Genomic DNA, 15,785 nt, shown 5'->3' with positions numbered 1-15,785 from the left:
AGCCTCCTTATGTTAAAATACTTTCTGTGCCATAACTATATTATATTTTCAGAAAAAAATAAATAATTTATTTTATTTTTCTGAAAATTATTCATTTTCTTGTCATAATTTATTCACGTTTCATTCACTTATATCTCCTACAATATGAAATATTCTCTCTAAACTTCTTTAAGAAAATATATTGTAACTTACACCGAAAAAAGCTAAAATAAGAATAAGAATTTTCTGAATATTCTAAGAGTAGGTGATTACATGTCTTTATTGCGCTCTCATATATGTAAATTTATCGTTGGTGTTCTCATTATATTTATCATTAGTCCTATTCCAGCTTTATTCATTACACATAAATACTCATACATAACCGGCTTTATAAGCATTTTCCATAACTTCGCACAACTTTCTTCGATGACAATTCCAAAGATTGATTGGATGCACGAATCTATCTTTTTCTCAGCAAATCAGATGGTACATACCGCTAATCAATCAACACCGTTATTCCCTTACATATGGGAGATATATTTTTTATCGATTGTTCGTTTTTCCTTTACTCTTGCAATCGGATTTTTCATCAGCTTAGGGATCGGTCATTTATTTTTTAAAGCACCTCAATCAATTAAAAAGTTCTCTTCTTTATTAAGATGGATACCTTATTCTTTATGTACTGTATTATTACAATGCTCAGTCTTATTACTACTCCTATACATCACAAAATTTATGAAGCTTCCTTACTACTCATCTTTTATCATCGTTTGTAGTACTTCCATGATTATCGTTATGCAAGCAATAAAAAAATGGATTCCTTTCTTAAGTAATACAAATGAATATGAAATAAAACAATCCTCTTTCCTTGTAGATACATTGTTTTTAGCGCTTACCTCGAATCATAAATCTATTTTAGGTTCCATTATCCTTTCATTTGTTTTTATGGAATGCGTTTTTCACGCAAGTGGACTATTGCAATTTATCGTTCAATTCGGCGGAAATGCACCTATTATTGTTACGATTAGCTTATTGCTCTTGTATATCCCGTATTGCATGCTCTCATTCCTTCAAACACTATGGACGACAAACCATTTTAAACAACAATCATACGCTTTAACGAAAAGTATTCCAAAACCTTAATTTGAAATAACCCTCTAGAATCTGAAAGTAGAGGGTTATTCCTTTTGTATAGCGGACAAAATAACAGCAAATTCAAAAACCATTGCAGAAACATACCAATATTTACCCTTTTTCTTTGACTATTCTTTTCATTTGGATTTATTATAAAAGTATAACATAATTGCAGGAGGTGACATCTTTATTCCAAACGATGGGATAGAGAATACACTTGGACATATTAAATATTTTTCTCATCTTTATACTTATCCTTATTTCTGGCTTTTTCGTTGCATCAGAATTCGCTGTTGTAAAAGTACGAAAAAGTCGAATTGATCAGCTTGCAAATGAAGGAAATAAACAAGCCTTAGCTGCAAGAAGTGTCATATCCAATTTAGACGTTTATTTATCAGCTTGTCAGCTCGGGATTACAATTACTTCTTTAGGGCTTGGTTGGCTTGGTGAACCGACTGTGGAACATTTACTACGACCGCTCTTTGAAAAGATTAATATTACTGGAACAATGGCAAATACTTTATCCTTTATTATTGCTTTTAGTGTGATTACATTTTTCCATGTTGTATTAGGTGAATTAGTTCCAAAGTCTTTTGCAATTCAAAAAGCAGAAGCAATCACACTTAAGTTTGCACGACCACTTATTTTATTTGATAAAATTATGTACCCGTTCATTTGGTTACTTAATAGTACTGCTATCTTTTTCACAAAACTACTCGGTTTAGAACCTGCGAAAGAAAATGAACTTGCCCATTCTGAAGAGGAACTACGACTCATTTTAGGTGAAAGTTTCAAAAGCGGCGAAATAAATCAAACCGAATATAAATATGTAAATAATATTTTTGAATTTGACGACCGAGTTGCGAAAGAAATTATGGTCCCTCGTACAGAAATGATTTGCCTATCTACTGAAAATACGTTAGAAGAAAATATGGATATCGTCGCAACTGAAAAGTATACACGCTACCCTATCATCGAAAAAGATAAAGATGATATTATCGGTATGATCAATACGAAAGAAGTATTTCATGATCAAACAAAAGGCATCCATAAGCCACTTGAATCTTACATACATCCAGTACTAACTGTATTTGAAACTGTTCCAATTCGCAAAACGTTAGTTCATCTACAAAAGAATCGCGTTCAGATGGCAATCGTTATGGATGAATATGGTGGTACTGCTGGACTTTTAACAATGGAAGATATTCTTGAAGAAATCATTGGGGAAATTCAAGATGAGTTTGATGCGGATGAATCACCTATGATTGAAAAGCGTACGCCTAAACTTACTGTTTTAGATGGAAAAGTACTTATTTCTGAAGTAAATGATATGTTTGGCTTACATATTGATGAGAGCGACTTAGATACAATCGGAGGCTGGCTATTATCGCAAGCCGTTGACGTAAATATTGAAGCTGGCTACTCCATCGAATATGCCGGTTTTCAATTTAAGGCATTAGAACTTGATGGACATCAAGTCAAAAAAATTGCTGTACATAAATTAGATATAAAAAAGGAGCTATAAAGTGACAGTATTATTAACAATCTGTATCATTGCCTGTTTCATTGTTTCATTTCTCGCCTTTATTTATCCTATCATTCCAGGCATCCTTGCTGTCTGGGCTGGATACTTCATTTACCATTTCGGTATAAATGGCGGAGAACTAACAACTTCCTTTTGGATTATTCAAGTCATTTTCACACTATTCATTTTCGTTGCTGATTTTATTGCAAATGGATATTTCTTGAAAAAATATGGAAGTTCTAAATGGGGAGAACGTGTCGGTATGATTTCTATCATCGTCGGATCTTTCTTTTTCCCGCCATTCGGTTTAATTATCATACCGTTCTTATCGGTATTTATTACAGAACTCATGCATAAAAAAGCGCCAAAAGACGCCTTTCTAGTAGGAGTTGCTACTGTAGTTGGTTTTTTAAGCAGTACAGTAGCGAAAGCCATTCTCCAAATCATTATGATTATCATATTTGTATGTTATATCGTCTTTTAACCATCCCAATTTCGGGATGGTTTTTTTAATATGAAATCCCTACTCGGCTATTCTCATATTTGTTTTTACTACATAGATTCCACGTAAATTGCGCTGTATCACCAACTGTTATTTTTGCTCCTCCTTCTGGTAATACATTTTTTTCAGTTCGATATACCCCTGTCACATCACCATCAATTAAATGCGTCGGACAAACGACCGTCCAACATAAATTACTACTACTTAGTATCTTAAATGCAGCTAAATGATCTTCTGCTGCTGTTGTCGACTTCCTTTTTGATTCCGTTGATTGAAAACGATATAAATTTAGATTTGTTCTTGCTTGTAAAATACCAGCTGTTCCTATTGTAATGATTTTACGAACTCCTTCTTCTTCCATTTTCTTTATAATTTGTGGCATACTCTTCGCTAACGTCCCATTTTGATCCGTTCCAAGTGCACTAATTACTATATCGCTTCCTTCTATCGCTTTCTTTATATCATTTTCGTTCAATACATTCCCTTCTATAACTCGTAACCTTTCATGATGTATTTCTATTCTATTTAAATCACGCGCTAATGCAGTCACTTCAGCTGAATCCTTTAATGCTAATTTTATTATGTTTGAACCTACTCTACCTGTTGCTCCCAATATACATACTTTCATTTGTTTTCCCCCTCTTTCATTCTTTCTCTATTTTTCAATAATCTCAATCAATTTACAACAAAAAAGCTTCCTCATATATAAGAGGAAGCTCTATTATTACATTATTTCTTTTCTTTAGAATCCGTAGACTTCTCAGTTCCACTTGTTTCTTTATCCTTTTTGTCCTCTTGTTGTGTTGTTGTATCGTCTTCTTTCTTCTTGTCCTCACCTTTACTACAACCTACCATTAATAAAGAACTTGCAAGTGCCATAGCAGTTAATGATTTAACCCATTTGTTCATTTGCGTTTCCTCCTTTAGATAGAATATGTACAATCCCATATTACTCTCTATTTTTAAAGGAAAGATTGAAAAATAGTAAATAAACGGTAAACTTTTGTAAATTTTCCGATAATATATGCAGGCATTTTTTCTCCGCGAAAAGCAAAAAACTAAGGCGCCTATCTTTCCGCCTTAGTTTCTTATGCAAACTTCTCATTTTCATATACATGTTTAATCTTATACTCTTTCTTGACGACATATTGCCATACACTATAGGCATAACGATTCATTTTCAGGAAGCAGTTTTCTAAAAACGAGCGAAATTCTGGATTTGCAACTTCAACTGCCACTTGAGCAAACTTTAACGCTAACCGTTTTAAATGCGAAATATAACAAGTTGCAATATAAATATCCCCTGTATATTTACTACCAGTTTCCTTTTCCATTTCATGAAAATGAAATGAAATTGGTTCACAAGTTATATGCTGTACATTCTCTCCTTCTTGAAAATTCACTTGTTCATTATATGCTTGCAACATATATGGTAAATGATGCTGTAATAGCTCCTTTAATTCTCCGTCTCTTACCTCTTCTGTATACTCTCCAACCTTATATATAAGCATATAACTATACCTCATTAATTCTTTCATACAATCCATGAAAGTGCCTCCCTTCTTTTTGTCTATATGTTATAAATATGATGCTATAACATTTGCTATTCTTGCTAAAAACCAATCCCATTTACTAATTTTCTCAAAATCTTCTTCCGAAAATCTTTTTGATTTATGGAAGTCTTCTTTTAATCGGTTCCATACGTCAGCAACAACTGTTTTATCATATATGACACAGTTAGATTCACAATTTAAATAAAAACTTCTATTATCAAAATTCGCCGTACCTATATCAACAATTTCTCCATCAATGATTGTTACTTTCCCATGAAAAAAACCATTCCGATATTGATAAATCTCCGCTCCAGCATGGTTCATCTCTTTCAAATACGGGTAGGCTGCTTGTTTTAACAAGACCGCATCACTTTTAAATGGTACGAGAATTTTCACATTAACACCGCGGTTTAATGCATCTTTTAACGCTTTCATCATTTCTTTACTTGGTACAAAATATGGCGTAGCAATAATTAAAGACTTTTTAGCCTGCTTTAAAAGAGCTCCATATTTTTCCCATAAACCTTTTCCGTCTGAAAATAAATATTGATATTTTACATTCCCTATTGCAGGTAAACTTTCATGTACAGACATTTTTTCTCCCGTATCTTCTTTCCAGTCATCAGCGAATTTTCTTTCCATATCCGTGGCACCATTCCCCTTGACTCGTACATGATAATCACGCCATGGACCAAATTTCGGATCTTGTCCAAGGTATTCCTTTCCGATGTTAAAGCCGCCGATATATGATAATTTTCCGTCTATCGTAACAATTCTTCTATGATTTCGTTGATGCAACGAATAGAATATGTGTTTTAGTTTAGGCTTTTTACTAAACGTAAACTGGACACCATTGCTTTTTAGTTGACGAATTATCTTTTTCTTCAGCTTATATCCACCTATTCGATCGACTGACAATTTCACTTCTACTCCACTCGCTGCCTTTTTCTCAAGCAACTGCAAAAACTCTTTGCTTATTCCATCTTTACCTACAATATAAAAATGGATATATATGTATTTTTCCGCATTGCGTATATCCTCAAATAATTTTGTATATAATTCTTCACCGTTCGTATACAGTTGAAATTCACCCAATCGAACTTGTCCTAATTCATATTCACTAGCCATTTTTTTCCCCATTTCCACATCGATGTTCATCCAAATGAATACACCTATTACACAAAGGATTACAACGGAAAAGTGTTTCATGGATATTTTCCTTTCTCCACTTACTGTTATTTCTATATCTTCCCTTTTTTAATACAATATCATTCAAGAAAATATGTCATTGCATGATATATGTCCATATCAAACGATAGCTCATTTGCATATTGTATGTTGTATCTTAAAATAAAAGGAGGAAATAACAATGGGCTTCGCACATGGTAATGGATTCGCGCTATTAGTCGTATTATTTATCCTCTTAATCATCGTTGGTGCTGCTTGCTTCTGCTAAGTAGTTACAGACATATGATATGTGGATGAAAAAACTATAAAAGCGGACACCTACTTTTAGGTGTCCGCTTTTCATATGAAAAACATTTCGTTCTGTTATAATACCTTTAACAACTAAATATTCAACTCAAAAAGTAAGTAATGTAGCTACTTTCTTACTCTCTGCCTTACGTATATGACGTTGTTCTGCACGTAACACTGCAATACGATGTAATTCTTTCTCTTCTCCTGTTTCAGGGATTAATCGCGGCACAGGAACTGGATTGTTCTCCTTACTAAGTGCAACAAAAGTAACAAATGACGTTGCTGCGATACGCTTCTCACCTGAAATTAAATCTTCCGCTACTACCTTCACAAACACTTCCATAGAAGTTCTACCTGTCCAAATTACGAAGGATTCATAACTAACACAATCTGAAGAGCGAACAGGATGTAAGAAATCTACCCAATCCATAGAGGCTGTGACACATTCTTTTCTTGCATGCCTCGTTGCTGAAATAGAAGCAACCATATCCATCTCGGCTAATATCTTTCCACCAAATAGCGTATTATGATCATTTAAATCTGTTGGAAATACTCGGCTCGTTTTAAACACTCTAGACTCATTAGCTGTTTTTCCTTTTACTTCAGTCATTGCTATCACCTCTTTGATTATTTAACCCGCTATTTACAGACATTAAAAATCTCACCACAAAATTTGGCTGGAGCAAAGAAGTTTGGCAAGAGTTCCTTTTCCCATTAACACTTGAACAGTATGAACTTATCACTACTACCTGTTTAATATTAACAACATTCAGAACTTTTAGTCCACAAAAAAGAACCGATGTTATCAATCGGCTCCCCTAAATACATATTGTTCTTTCGGCTGTTCAACTTTATTCCATTTCGTTACTTCTAAAACAGGAATATTCGCATGGAACGGTTGATAAAATTCAGTAGAAATTTCTCCTTCTATTTGAATCCAATCATCGTTTTTCCATTCTACACCTTCTGGCTTTTTCACTAACATACCATATACACCAGAATCCGCTACACAGTGTATAATACCGAAACGGAATAAGAAATATTGTTCTTTTTTAGAAGAATCATCTTTGAACACAAACCCTTTGAAAGATAATTTTTTCCCTGTAAACTCGCCAGGATAATTATAAATTGTTTCCATCCCTTTTAAGAAATCCTCATCTTTTAAAGCAATATTGTCTTTCGTAACAAACTCTTTTTTCCCTTTTTCCATTACACCACGGTATCCTTCTTTTCCGTAATAAATACTCGTGTCCGGTCTTAGGAATTGCCTTGTCATAAATGGATCTTTACTTTCTGCTTGTGCTACTGGAAAATGAAATCCCTTCGCTTTAACAATATCTGAATCTAGTGTCGCAATCGGGAAAAATAATCCTGAAACAATTGGAAAACAGAACAGAATATAAGAAAATGTTCGTTTCCACCATGTATTTTCATCTTTTGAATGGTCGTGTCCACAATGACTATGATCACATCCGCAATTGTGCTGTTCTTTTTCTTTTTCCTTTTGGTGCTCTTTTTGAAAAACGACGATAATTTGAACGACCGTTAAAAAACCTAAAATAATTGCTGCTGTTGTTGATAAATAGGCATACTTCATATTGATATACTTCGTAATATTACCGGAAATATGAAGCTGCGCAATTAAGATTGTAAAACCTAATAATATATATGCTCGAAACATAACCTACCACCCCATCGCATAAATGAGTAGTGAGCTTGCATAAACAACAAGTGTAACTGTAACTGTAACGACAATTACAAATTTCGTTTTAAACGTCGCAAGCATCATAAACATATTTTTAATATCCACCATCGGTCCATATACGAGGAACGCGACAAGTGATGCTGTTGAAAAAGTACTTTGGAATGATGAAGCAATAAACGCATCCGCTTCTGAACAAAGTGATAAAATGTAAGCAAGTCCCATCATAACAGCTGGTGAAGAGAACGGCCCTTGCCCTATAGCAAGTAGTGTTGAAGTTTGTACGAACGTTTGAACTGCGGATGCAATTAACGCACCTAATACTAAATATTTTCCCATCGAGAAAAATTCCTCAACAGCATGCGTACATACATCCCACATTTTTTTACGTAATGGACGCTTATGATTCACTTCTGGGAAGTGATCATCTCGTAATTGATGTTCTTTAAACATAAATGATAATATAATTCCAACAATAATTGCTACGATAATCGCTACAATAGAACGATACCATACCATGTGCATACTACTTCCAAAGGCAACGTATGTTGCAAATAATACGACCGGATTAATAATTGGCCCAGTTAACATAAATGCAATCCCTGCATATGGCGGAACCCCTTTTCCGATTAATCGCCTTACAATCGGAACAATTCCACATTCACAGCCTGGAAACATCATACCTAAAAAAGTAGCTACTAAAACGGACAGAAATCGGTTTTTCGGCATCCATTTTGCTACCATATCTTCTGTCACAAACATTTGAATGAATCCTGAAATAAATACACCAATGAGCACAAAAGGAAGTGCTTCGATTAATATGGAGATAAAGATTGTATTCATTTGCAGGAATGCTTTCGGTAATTGAAACAATTCCATGATGTATTTCCTCCAACTTTTCATTAACGATATGTAATTTTAACCCCATTTTATTAATTGGACAAGACTTATACGGAATTCATCCCTTTCATATACATTACATTTTATAAGTTATATTCTATTCAAAATTTGGGATTTCATAGCAAAAAAGCTGCTCTAGCGCAGTTATACAACTATGCTAGAGCAGCTTTTTTATCGTTAAAAGTAACGTTTCTTCCAAAAAACAAATGCTAATGTGAAAGATAGTGTTACACATATTATGAGTACAATTACAAACCCATGTGCTTCTCCTTCAAACGGAACCTTTACGTTCATTCCAAAGAAACTAGAAACCATCGTTGGTAACGATAAAATGATTGTAATAGACGTTAACAGTTTCATAACACTATTTAAATTATTTGATATAACGGAGCTAAAAGTATTCATCATTCCACTTAAAATGTGACTATATATTTCCGCCATTTCAATAGCCTGTTTATTTTCAATTAATACATCTTCTAATAAATCTTGATCGTCTTCATACATTTTTAAAAATGTACTGTTACGCATTAATTTTTGAATTACAATTTTATTTGCCTTTAATGATGTTGTAAAGTAAACTAAACTTTTTTCAAGACCTAGCAATGTGAAAATCTCTTTATTTTTCATCGACTGATTTAATTGATGCTCTAAATCAATTGTTTTTCTGTTAATTTGCTTTAAGTATCTTAAATAATAAGTAGAAATCGTATATAAGAGCTGAAGTGCAAAGCGTGTCTTTTTAAACGTATAAAATTCTTTAATACGTTGATTAATAAAACGTTCAAAAATTGGATTTTCTTCTAAACAAATTGTCACAAAGCAATCTGGCATTACAATCATACCTATTGGAATCGTGTCATAAATCGAATTTCCTTCTTCATCATGTCTAACTGTTGGAATATCCACGATTATTAAAGTATTATTGTCTTCCTTTTCAATACGAGAGCGTTCTTCATCATCTAAAGGATCTTTAATGAAATCTAAGTCCACATTTAAAGTTTGTACTAGATATTGAATTTCTTCTTCCGTTGGATGAAGTACATTAATCCAGCAACCCTTTTGCATTTCCTCAACCTCTTGTAGTTTTCCGTTTCGGTCTGTTAAATAAATATTTAACATACTATCACCCCGATTCTTTTTACATGTAGGAATCTACCTCTCTTACATAACAGTTTTTGAACCGCCATTCTCAGCATATGAAACATACGTTTAAATTTCAATAGAAAAATTATTTTGAAAACGTTTTTATAATAAAAATATTATAAAGTGAAACTTTAATCAGTGGGGGCTTCATCCCCCCACTGATTTTCAGCCCTCACCAATCGGGCTTTTACGAGCAGCCCGCCCCCAACCAAACTTCTTTTCTTTCGCTGAATTTTGAGGTGAGGATCTTACTGCCCGTTAAAGCGGGATAAACAAAGAAAAAGACAGAGTGCTCTCTGCCTTAAAAAGCTTATGTTGCCTTTATAACATATTTAGAAAGCATCCACAAGTTAAAGCCAACTGAAATCGTATAACCAGCGTATGTTGAAATAATAAAACTTACATAATCAAAATACGGAAGCAATACAATATTTAAAACTATCTTCACAATAATGCCAATCACTAATCCTAGCACTGTTTTCTGTTGTTGATTAATTCCTTGCAACATTGCAGCCGTTACTGTAAAAAGCGAAAATAGTATACAAGCAGGTGCGTAATACTGTAAAATAACTCTTCCCATCTCCGGATCATTTCCCGCACCAAATAAAAGAGTATACACTGGTTTTGCTAACACCATCATTCCAATTGCCGCGGGTACCGTAATACCTACTACTAATAGATTCGTCCTCGTAAAATGTTTGTACAGTAACTTCACATTTCCTGCTGTATAAGCTTTTGTCATCTCAGGTACGAGTGACATACTAAAAGCAGTCGCAACGGAAACTGGGATAAGTACAACCATCTGAACAAGTCCAATTATCGCATTAATCTTCTCCGCTTCTCCTTGCATATATCCTATTTGTATAAGTAATTTATTAATTGTAAATGTGTCAATCGTCTGATACAACGGAATGGCTAAACCCACCACAACAAATGGTATTGAATATGTAAAGAGCTCCTTATATAGTGAGAAAAAAGATTTCGTTGTTTGCGGTATACTTGCCATTTCTTTTTTCTTTAAGTGCTTTCTCCTCCTTATGTAATACGCACTTAAAACAGTTAGTCCACCTATCGCTCCCATAAAAGCACCGAACGTTGAAATACCAACAGCTAGTGAGATAGAAGCTTTTAAAACATATAAAACGACAAAGCTTCCTATCAAGATGGTTAATACCCGAAAAAATTGCTCTACAACTACACTTAGAGCAGAAGGCCCCATCGATTGAAACCCTTGAAAAAAGCCTCTTAATAAACTCATTACTGGTACGAGTATTAATGCAAAACTTACAATTTGAATATTAGTAGTGACCGCCGCTACACTATTCCCCGTTTGATCATTTCCATCGATTACAAGTTTAGCCAAATGCGGAGCTAGCATATATAACGTAAAACACGAAATAACTCCCATTATAAACATAAAAACAATTCCACTTTTCAACACTCTCTTAACCGTATGATAATCATTTAATTGATCATATTTTGATACCATCTTTGAAACTGCAAGTGGTAGTCCCATCGTCGCAATGCTGAGCATAATTGTATATGGACGATAAGCATACGTGTATAAAACGTACCCACTCGTACCTACCATTGCTGTAAATGGTATAACATATATAAATCCTAACATCTTTGATATCATCGTTGCCATCGTTAAAAATATCGTTCCACGTATAAACGGTGACCCTTTCATCACATTCCTCCGCTACGCTTTATTATTACACATTATGGACAACTCCTTTTTTTTAGAACTGAAACAAATAAAAAAAGCCAATGAAAAATCATTGACTTTAACGCGCTGCTTTTTTCTTTTTGAAATACTTTAAACCGAAGTATAAAGCAACAAAGAGAACCGCTCCTATAATTATGTAATGTGTGTAATCAGATGCATACTCTTTAATATGTCGCCAATTTCCACCAAGCTTTTCACCTAAATATATAAATAGTATTGACCACGGAATAATCGCAACTACTGTATACAGTGTGAATAGTTTTAATGGCATCTTAGCTAATCCTGCTGGAATAGAGATCGCATGACGTACGACTGGGATAAAACGTGCCGAAAAGATTACTCCTGCTCCGTAACGCTTAAACCAATTTTCTGCTATGTCTAAATGGTGTTTATTAATAAGCAGATATTTCCCATATTTCTCTACAACTGGACGTCCACCATAGTATCCAAGCCAATATAAAAAGATTTGGGCTAAAGTACCACCGATTGTTCCAGCAATAACTGCACCGACAAAGCTAATTTTACCATCTGCGACTAAAAAGCCAGCATACGAAAGTACAATTTCACTCGGGATAATTTCAATCATTAAAGCTAGCGCTACTCCAAAGTAACCTAAACTTGCAAAAAATTGCAATAACTGATCTATTATGCTTGCTAACATTTTATTTTCTATCTCCTTTTTTTCTTCACATACCATCCCATTATTACATAAAGGTTGCATTCTGCCAATATCTTCATGCCGACAATATCACCGACATACGCATGATTAATCTATTAATATTTCTTTCTGAGGTTCTTTTATGTAGGCAAACATCTGTTTAATTTGCTCTTCTGTATTTCTAGCAATCGATAAATTAGGCAATTCATTTTCACCAAAAAACTCCACATCATCTGTTTCAATACTAGTTTTCTTTTCACCACCAATAATTTTACAGCCAATAAAAATTTTATATACGTGCGTTGCTGAAGGCGATGGTTGATGTTTTTCTTTATCAAATATAGCGAGTAGCTTAAAATCATCTACTTCAAACCCTGTCTCCTCTAAAACTTCTTTTGCTGCTACTTCTGTCGGCGTATAACCGATATCAGCCCATCCACCTGGCAATGCCCATTTCCCATCACTTTTTTCTTTCACAAATAATAACTTTTCATTTTCAAAAACGACTGCTCTTATATCGACTTTAGGTGTTTGATAGCCTGTCTCACTTGCAAATAACTTCTCTACAACTTCCCAATCTGTCTTTGTATAATGTGACATCATCGAAATGGAAATATCTCGTAATTGTTGGAAACGTTCTATATCATACACATCCTTAGAATACGTTAAACCCGCTTGAGCTATAGATTGTATTTGTTTTACCCAATCAATCCATTTTACCGTCATGTTTCCACATCTCCATCCTTTATTAAGTATATATTACGCCAATTCTACCAATACATCTTTATTATACAAAAAAAGAGATTGATAATGTTTCAATCTCTTTCAAAATTAATCCAATTCATGTAAATGATCTTGTATATACTTTCTTCTTTTATTTATATATTCCTCAATCATATCAGCTTCTTGATCAAATATTTCTAATTTTTCTTTCATATATGGATCTTGTAGTAAATAAGGACGAATCGACTCACACAAACTTTTTACTTTCGGCATCATAAATGACACGGTAAATTGTTCTTCTAATATTTCTTCCAAAATACCTCGGTATTGCTTTCTAAATACAGGTATATCTAACAATCTTGCACTTAACGTGTTATAACCTTGAATACGAATATATTCATGATTAAGTGGTCTCCCTTGTACATCTCGCCCCCAAGTCGCATCATAATCCCACGGTATCACTTCAAATAAATTTGTTTCATCATTATGATATAGTGCATAGTTATGAACGAAACCATCAAAGTTTTGTGTAAAAATAACGCCAGCTAACCATCGTAAATATTTATCAACATGCAAAAACTTCCCAATTTCTTTTTCATAAGATTCCCTCGACAAAGCGTTCGCTTGAAATACAAATTCACTCAGCTGTTCTTCACTATTTGCATTCGAATATTTAAACTCATAACCCGCAAAGAGCTCGGTCTTAACATCTTTATCTCTCTCACTCATTAAAGAAAAATTCGCATCATCATCTATCGCATAATAGATAGAACCACTTGGTAATCCTCTATTTTTCAAAAAGTTTTCATCAACTGATTCTAACTGTAAATATACACCTTGAATTTGACCATTAATTTTTATAAACACATGTTGTGATTTCGGTGAAAGTACACCAATATCATGAAAAAAGTCTAATGATAATTTATTTCGTATGAGAGACGGATCCATAAACTCAGAATTTAAATGAATCTCTTTCGCACCTTGAAATTTTTTCGGTTTATAAAACATAACATGATAAGACTTTTTCTCAAATTCACGAATATGAGCACCCCGGTATACGATATCAATATCATACTTCTTTTTACCATACGTTAATTTCGCTGGTACTGGACTGTCTGACCAAATGTCTTTTTTCAATTCCACTAAGTACATTGGATGAATAAAAAAATCATATGAAGGTAGCATATTTCCACATCCCTTCTCAGTTCTCTTCATTCAATGTATGCACCTCGTCTTGTCCATACATCCGCTATCAACTATTTATATAAAATTACACTCTTGTCCTGTTCAGAAAGATACCTCCATACATATCCTGTTAAGGAAAAAGAATACCTTTTCAACTAAATACATGATAAGGAGGATTTCTATGAAACGTGATATTAGAAAAGCGGTTGAAGAAATCAAAAGTGCTGGGATGGAGGATTTCTTACACCAAGATCCAAGTACTTTTGAATGCGATGATGATAAATTCACTCACCATACTTGTACAACTGGATGTAAATGTACAACTGGGGGTAAATGTCCAAGAACAAGATGTACTCGCGTGAAACATTGTACGTTCGTTACAAAATGTACGCATGTAAAAAAATGGACATTTGTTACGAAATGTACTCGTGTACGCGTTCAAAAATGGACGTTCGTTACGAAAGTGACGCGTAGAAAAGAATGCGTTTTAGTTACAAAACGTACTCGCAGAAAGCATTGTACTTTCGTTACAAAATGCATACGCTTTGAAAAGAAATTTTTCTGGACAAAACGAAGTTTCTGTAAAAAATGCGAATTCTTCCCTAACAGACACGGTCACTCTTGCGATGATTCATGCGATCATGGTAGAGACTGTCACGATGACGGGCATAAGTGGAACGATTGCAAAGGCGGACATAAATTCCCATCTTGCAAACACAAGAAATTTGATCACTTCTGGTATAAAAAACGTAATTGCTAGTTTTTATGCCTACAAAAAAAGGCCGTTTTGCGGCCTTTTTTACGTTTATCCCGCTTTAATGAGCAGTAAGACCCCACCTCAAAATTCAGCGAAAGCAAAGTAGTTAGGTGGGGGATCAACTGCCCATTAAAGTCCGATTGGTGAGGGCTAATAATCAGTGGGGGATGAAGAACCCCCCACTGATTAAAGTTTCACTTTATTGAAAATGACTTATATCTGCAAATTGCTTCACTTCACCTTTACCATCTTCAAATTCTATTATACTTAGACTAGCACTATGCATAAACGGATCATCCCATACATTTTCTATTTCAATACCCGCAAAATGTCCTACAAGTAATTTTGCCGCTGCCGCATGGGAGACAATTAATATACTTTCTCCTTTATGCTTTTCTAATAGAAGCTGCATCCCCTCAATTACCCTTTTATGAACAGCCTCAAAATTTTCTCCTGATTTTGACTGAAAAAGATGTGGATCATACCAAAATAACTGTATGTCGTCTGGGTATTGTCTTTCTATATCATCAATCGTCTGTCCTTCCCATATACCCATGTTAATTTCATAGAAATGCTCATCCGCGATTATCGGTATTTCACGTTCGCCCTTTATTAACTCTGCAGTATGAAGGGTTCTTTCACTCGGACTACTATAGATCGCATGAATAGATAAATCTTTCATTCGCTCTCCTAATTGCTTAGCCTGCAGTATACCATTTTCAGTTAAAGTAGAATTTTTCCGCCCTTGCATTCGCTTCGCTACATTCCATTCCGTTTCACCATGCCTTGTTACATATACCGTTGTCTTCACTTCAA

Annotated in this window: 18 protein-coding genes; 5 read left to right on the top strand and 13 right to left on the bottom strand. The window is 34.2% G+C overall.

The features are described from left to right. Nucleotides 1-252: 252 nt before the first annotated feature. From AC2CGR_RS05385 to AC2CGR_RS05375, 3 genes are all read left to right on the top strand, one after another. On the top strand, nucleotides 253-1,122 hold the full coding sequence (locus AC2CGR_RS05385) for a hypothetical protein (protein WP_087964278.1): 870 nt from the start codon (nucleotides 253-255) through the stop codon (nucleotides 1,120-1,122). Nucleotides 1,123-1,330: 208 nt separating this feature from the next. After that, complete coding sequence (locus AC2CGR_RS05380; RefSeq protein ID WP_000353720.1) at nucleotides 1,331-2,638, top strand: hemolysin family protein; 1,308 nt, start codon at nucleotides 1,331-1,333, stop codon at nucleotides 2,636-2,638. Between the two features lies 1 nt (nucleotide 2,639). Next, nucleotides 2,640-3,122 carry a DUF456 domain-containing protein gene (locus AC2CGR_RS05375; RefSeq protein ID WP_000217327.1) on the top strand — a complete coding sequence of 161 codons (483 nt, stop codon included), beginning with the start codon at nucleotides 2,640-2,642 and terminating at the stop codon, nucleotides 3,120-3,122. Nucleotides 3,123-3,147: 25 nt separating this feature from the next. Here AC2CGR_RS05375 and AC2CGR_RS05370 read toward each other — a convergent pair whose 3' ends face one another. From AC2CGR_RS05370 to cls, 4 genes are all read right to left on the bottom strand, one after another. Beyond that, the gene (locus tag AC2CGR_RS05370; protein WP_087964279.1) at nucleotides 3,148-3,768 is read right to left on the bottom strand and encodes an NAD(P)-dependent oxidoreductase; all 621 of its coding nucleotides are present in this window, start codon (nucleotides 3,766-3,768) and stop codon (nucleotides 3,148-3,150) included. A 101-nt stretch (nucleotides 3,769-3,869) separates the two neighbouring features. After that, nucleotides 3,870-4,049: a hypothetical protein gene (locus AC2CGR_RS05365; protein ID WP_001045960.1), complete on the bottom strand. Its 180-nt coding sequence runs from the start codon at nucleotides 4,047-4,049 to the stop codon at nucleotides 3,870-3,872. Nucleotides 4,050-4,228: 179 nt separating this feature from the next. Then, on the bottom strand, nucleotides 4,229-4,687 hold the full coding sequence (locus tag AC2CGR_RS05360) for a spore coat protein (protein ID WP_087964280.1): 459 nt from the start codon (nucleotides 4,685-4,687) through the stop codon (nucleotides 4,229-4,231). A gap of 30 nt (nucleotides 4,688-4,717) precedes the next feature. Beyond that, nucleotides 4,718-5,902, bottom strand: a complete 1,185-nt coding sequence (cls, locus tag AC2CGR_RS05355) for a cardiolipin synthase (protein WP_131101976.1) — start codon at nucleotides 5,900-5,902, stop codon at nucleotides 4,718-4,720. 160 nt (nucleotides 5,903-6,062) lie between these two features. On the opposite strand from cls, the gene AC2CGR_RS05350 reads away from it, so the two are divergent. Next, a complete protein-coding gene (locus tag AC2CGR_RS05350) occupies nucleotides 6,063-6,149 on the top strand; it encodes a YjcZ family sporulation protein (RefSeq protein WP_000505094.1) in 87 nt (28 codons plus the stop codon). A gap of 126 nt (nucleotides 6,150-6,275) precedes the next feature. On the opposite strand, the gene AC2CGR_RS05345 is transcribed toward AC2CGR_RS05350, so the two are convergent. The 8 genes from AC2CGR_RS05345 to cotH form a co-directional block, all read right to left on the bottom strand. Beyond that, nucleotides 6,276-6,782, bottom strand: coding sequence for an acyl-CoA thioesterase (locus AC2CGR_RS05345; RefSeq protein ID WP_061688195.1), 507 nt, complete (start codon nucleotides 6,780-6,782; stop codon nucleotides 6,276-6,278). Between the two features lie 195 nt (nucleotides 6,783-6,977). Beyond that, nucleotides 6,978-7,853 (bottom strand): TIGR03943 family putative permease subunit, encoded by an 876-nt coding sequence (locus AC2CGR_RS05340; RefSeq protein ID WP_484480604.1) that lies wholly within the window; start codon nucleotides 7,851-7,853, stop codon nucleotides 6,978-6,980. A 3-nt stretch (nucleotides 7,854-7,856) separates the two neighbouring features. After that, complete coding sequence (locus AC2CGR_RS05335) at nucleotides 7,857-8,753, bottom strand: permease (protein WP_087964283.1); 897 nt, start codon at nucleotides 8,751-8,753, stop codon at nucleotides 7,857-7,859. A 198-nt stretch (nucleotides 8,754-8,951) separates the two neighbouring features. Continuing rightward, nucleotides 8,952-9,893 (bottom strand): magnesium transporter CorA family protein, encoded by a 942-nt coding sequence (locus AC2CGR_RS05330; protein ID WP_000932395.1) that lies wholly within the window; start codon nucleotides 9,891-9,893, stop codon nucleotides 8,952-8,954. A 334-nt stretch (nucleotides 9,894-10,227) separates the two neighbouring features. After that, a complete protein-coding gene (locus AC2CGR_RS05325) occupies nucleotides 10,228-11,607 on the bottom strand; it encodes a putative polysaccharide biosynthesis protein (protein ID WP_087964284.1) in 1,380 nt (459 codons plus the stop codon). A 97-nt stretch (nucleotides 11,608-11,704) separates the two neighbouring features. After that, on the bottom strand, nucleotides 11,705-12,307 hold the full coding sequence (gene uptA, locus AC2CGR_RS05320; RefSeq protein WP_000881208.1) for an undecaprenyl phosphate transporter UptA: 603 nt from the start codon (nucleotides 12,305-12,307) through the stop codon (nucleotides 11,705-11,707). A gap of 105 nt (nucleotides 12,308-12,412) precedes the next feature. Continuing rightward, nucleotides 12,413-13,030 (bottom strand): NUDIX hydrolase N-terminal domain-containing protein, encoded by a 618-nt coding sequence (locus tag AC2CGR_RS05315; RefSeq protein ID WP_131101972.1) that lies wholly within the window; start codon nucleotides 13,028-13,030, stop codon nucleotides 12,413-12,415. A 105-nt stretch (nucleotides 13,031-13,135) separates the two neighbouring features. Continuing rightward, entirely contained in the window at nucleotides 13,136-14,212 is a 1,077-nt protein-coding gene (cotH, locus tag AC2CGR_RS05310) for a spore coat protein CotH (protein WP_087964319.1), read from the bottom strand. Between the two features lie 181 nt (nucleotides 14,213-14,393). Between cotH and exsB the strand changes: the two genes are divergently transcribed. Then, nucleotides 14,394-14,972 carry an exosporium protein ExsB gene (gene exsB, locus AC2CGR_RS05305; protein WP_087964286.1) on the top strand — a complete coding sequence of 193 codons (579 nt, stop codon included), beginning with the start codon at nucleotides 14,394-14,396 and terminating at the stop codon, nucleotides 14,970-14,972. A 196-nt stretch (nucleotides 14,973-15,168) separates the two neighbouring features. On the opposite strand, the gene AC2CGR_RS05300 is transcribed toward exsB, so the two are convergent. After that, nucleotides 15,169-15,780: a phosphoserine phosphatase 1 gene (locus AC2CGR_RS05300; RefSeq protein WP_087964287.1), complete on the bottom strand. Its 612-nt coding sequence runs from the start codon at nucleotides 15,778-15,780 to the stop codon at nucleotides 15,169-15,171. Between the last annotated feature and the right edge of the window lie 5 nt (nucleotides 15,781-15,785).

The organism is Bacillus sp. LSHTCR4 (assembly GCF_057197025.1).
The sequence above is the reverse complement of the archived record's forward strand: the minus strand, read 5'-3'. Positions and strand labels throughout refer to the sequence as shown.

Bases quoted from the DNA above. Each gene is read 5' to 3' on its own strand.
- uptA (WP_000881208.1), bottom strand. From the start codon at position 12,307: ATGTTAGCAAGCATAATAGATCAGTTATTGCAATTTTTTGCAAGTTTA.
- AC2CGR_RS05385 (WP_087964278.1), top strand. From the start codon at position 253: ATGTCTTTATTGCGCTCTCATATATGTAAATTTATCGTTGGTGTTCTC.
- AC2CGR_RS05325 (WP_087964284.1), bottom strand. From the start codon at position 11,607: ATGAAAGGGTCACCGTTTATACGTGGAACGATATTTTTAACGATGGCA.
- AC2CGR_RS05330 (WP_000932395.1), bottom strand. From the start codon at position 9,893: ATGTTAAATATTTATTTAACAGACCGAAACGGAAAACTACAAGAGGTT.
- cls (WP_131101976.1), bottom strand. From the start codon at position 5,902: ATGAAACACTTTTCCGTTGTAATCCTTTGTGTAATAGGTGTATTCATT.
- exsB (WP_087964286.1), top strand. From the start codon at position 14,394: ATGAAACGTGATATTAGAAAAGCGGTTGAAGAAATCAAAAGTGCTGGG.
- AC2CGR_RS05345 (WP_061688195.1), bottom strand. From the start codon at position 6,782: ATGACTGAAGTAAAAGGAAAAACAGCTAATGAGTCTAGAGTGTTTAAA.
- AC2CGR_RS05315 (WP_131101972.1), bottom strand. From the start codon at position 13,030: ATGACGGTAAAATGGATTGATTGGGTAAAACAAATACAATCTATAGCT.
- AC2CGR_RS05350 (WP_000505094.1), top strand. From the start codon at position 6,063: ATGGGCTTCGCACATGGTAATGGATTCGCGCTATTAGTCGTATTATTT.
- AC2CGR_RS05340 (WP_484480604.1), bottom strand. From the start codon at position 7,853: ATGTTTCGAGCATATATATTATTAGGTTTTACAATCTTAATTGCGCAG.
- AC2CGR_RS05335 (WP_087964283.1), bottom strand. From the start codon at position 8,753: ATGGAATTGTTTCAATTACCGAAAGCATTCCTGCAAATGAATACAATC.
- AC2CGR_RS05370 (WP_087964279.1), bottom strand. From the start codon at position 3,768: ATGAAAGTATGTATATTGGGAGCAACAGGTAGAGTAGGTTCAAACATA.
- cotH (WP_087964319.1), bottom strand. From the start codon at position 14,212: ATGCTACCTTCATATGATTTTTTTATTCATCCAATGTACTTAGTGGAA.
- AC2CGR_RS05360 (WP_087964280.1), bottom strand. From the start codon at position 4,687: ATGGATTGTATGAAAGAATTAATGAGGTATAGTTATATGCTTATATAT.
- AC2CGR_RS05365 (WP_001045960.1), bottom strand. From the start codon at position 4,049: ATGAACAAATGGGTTAAATCATTAACTGCTATGGCACTTGCAAGTTCT.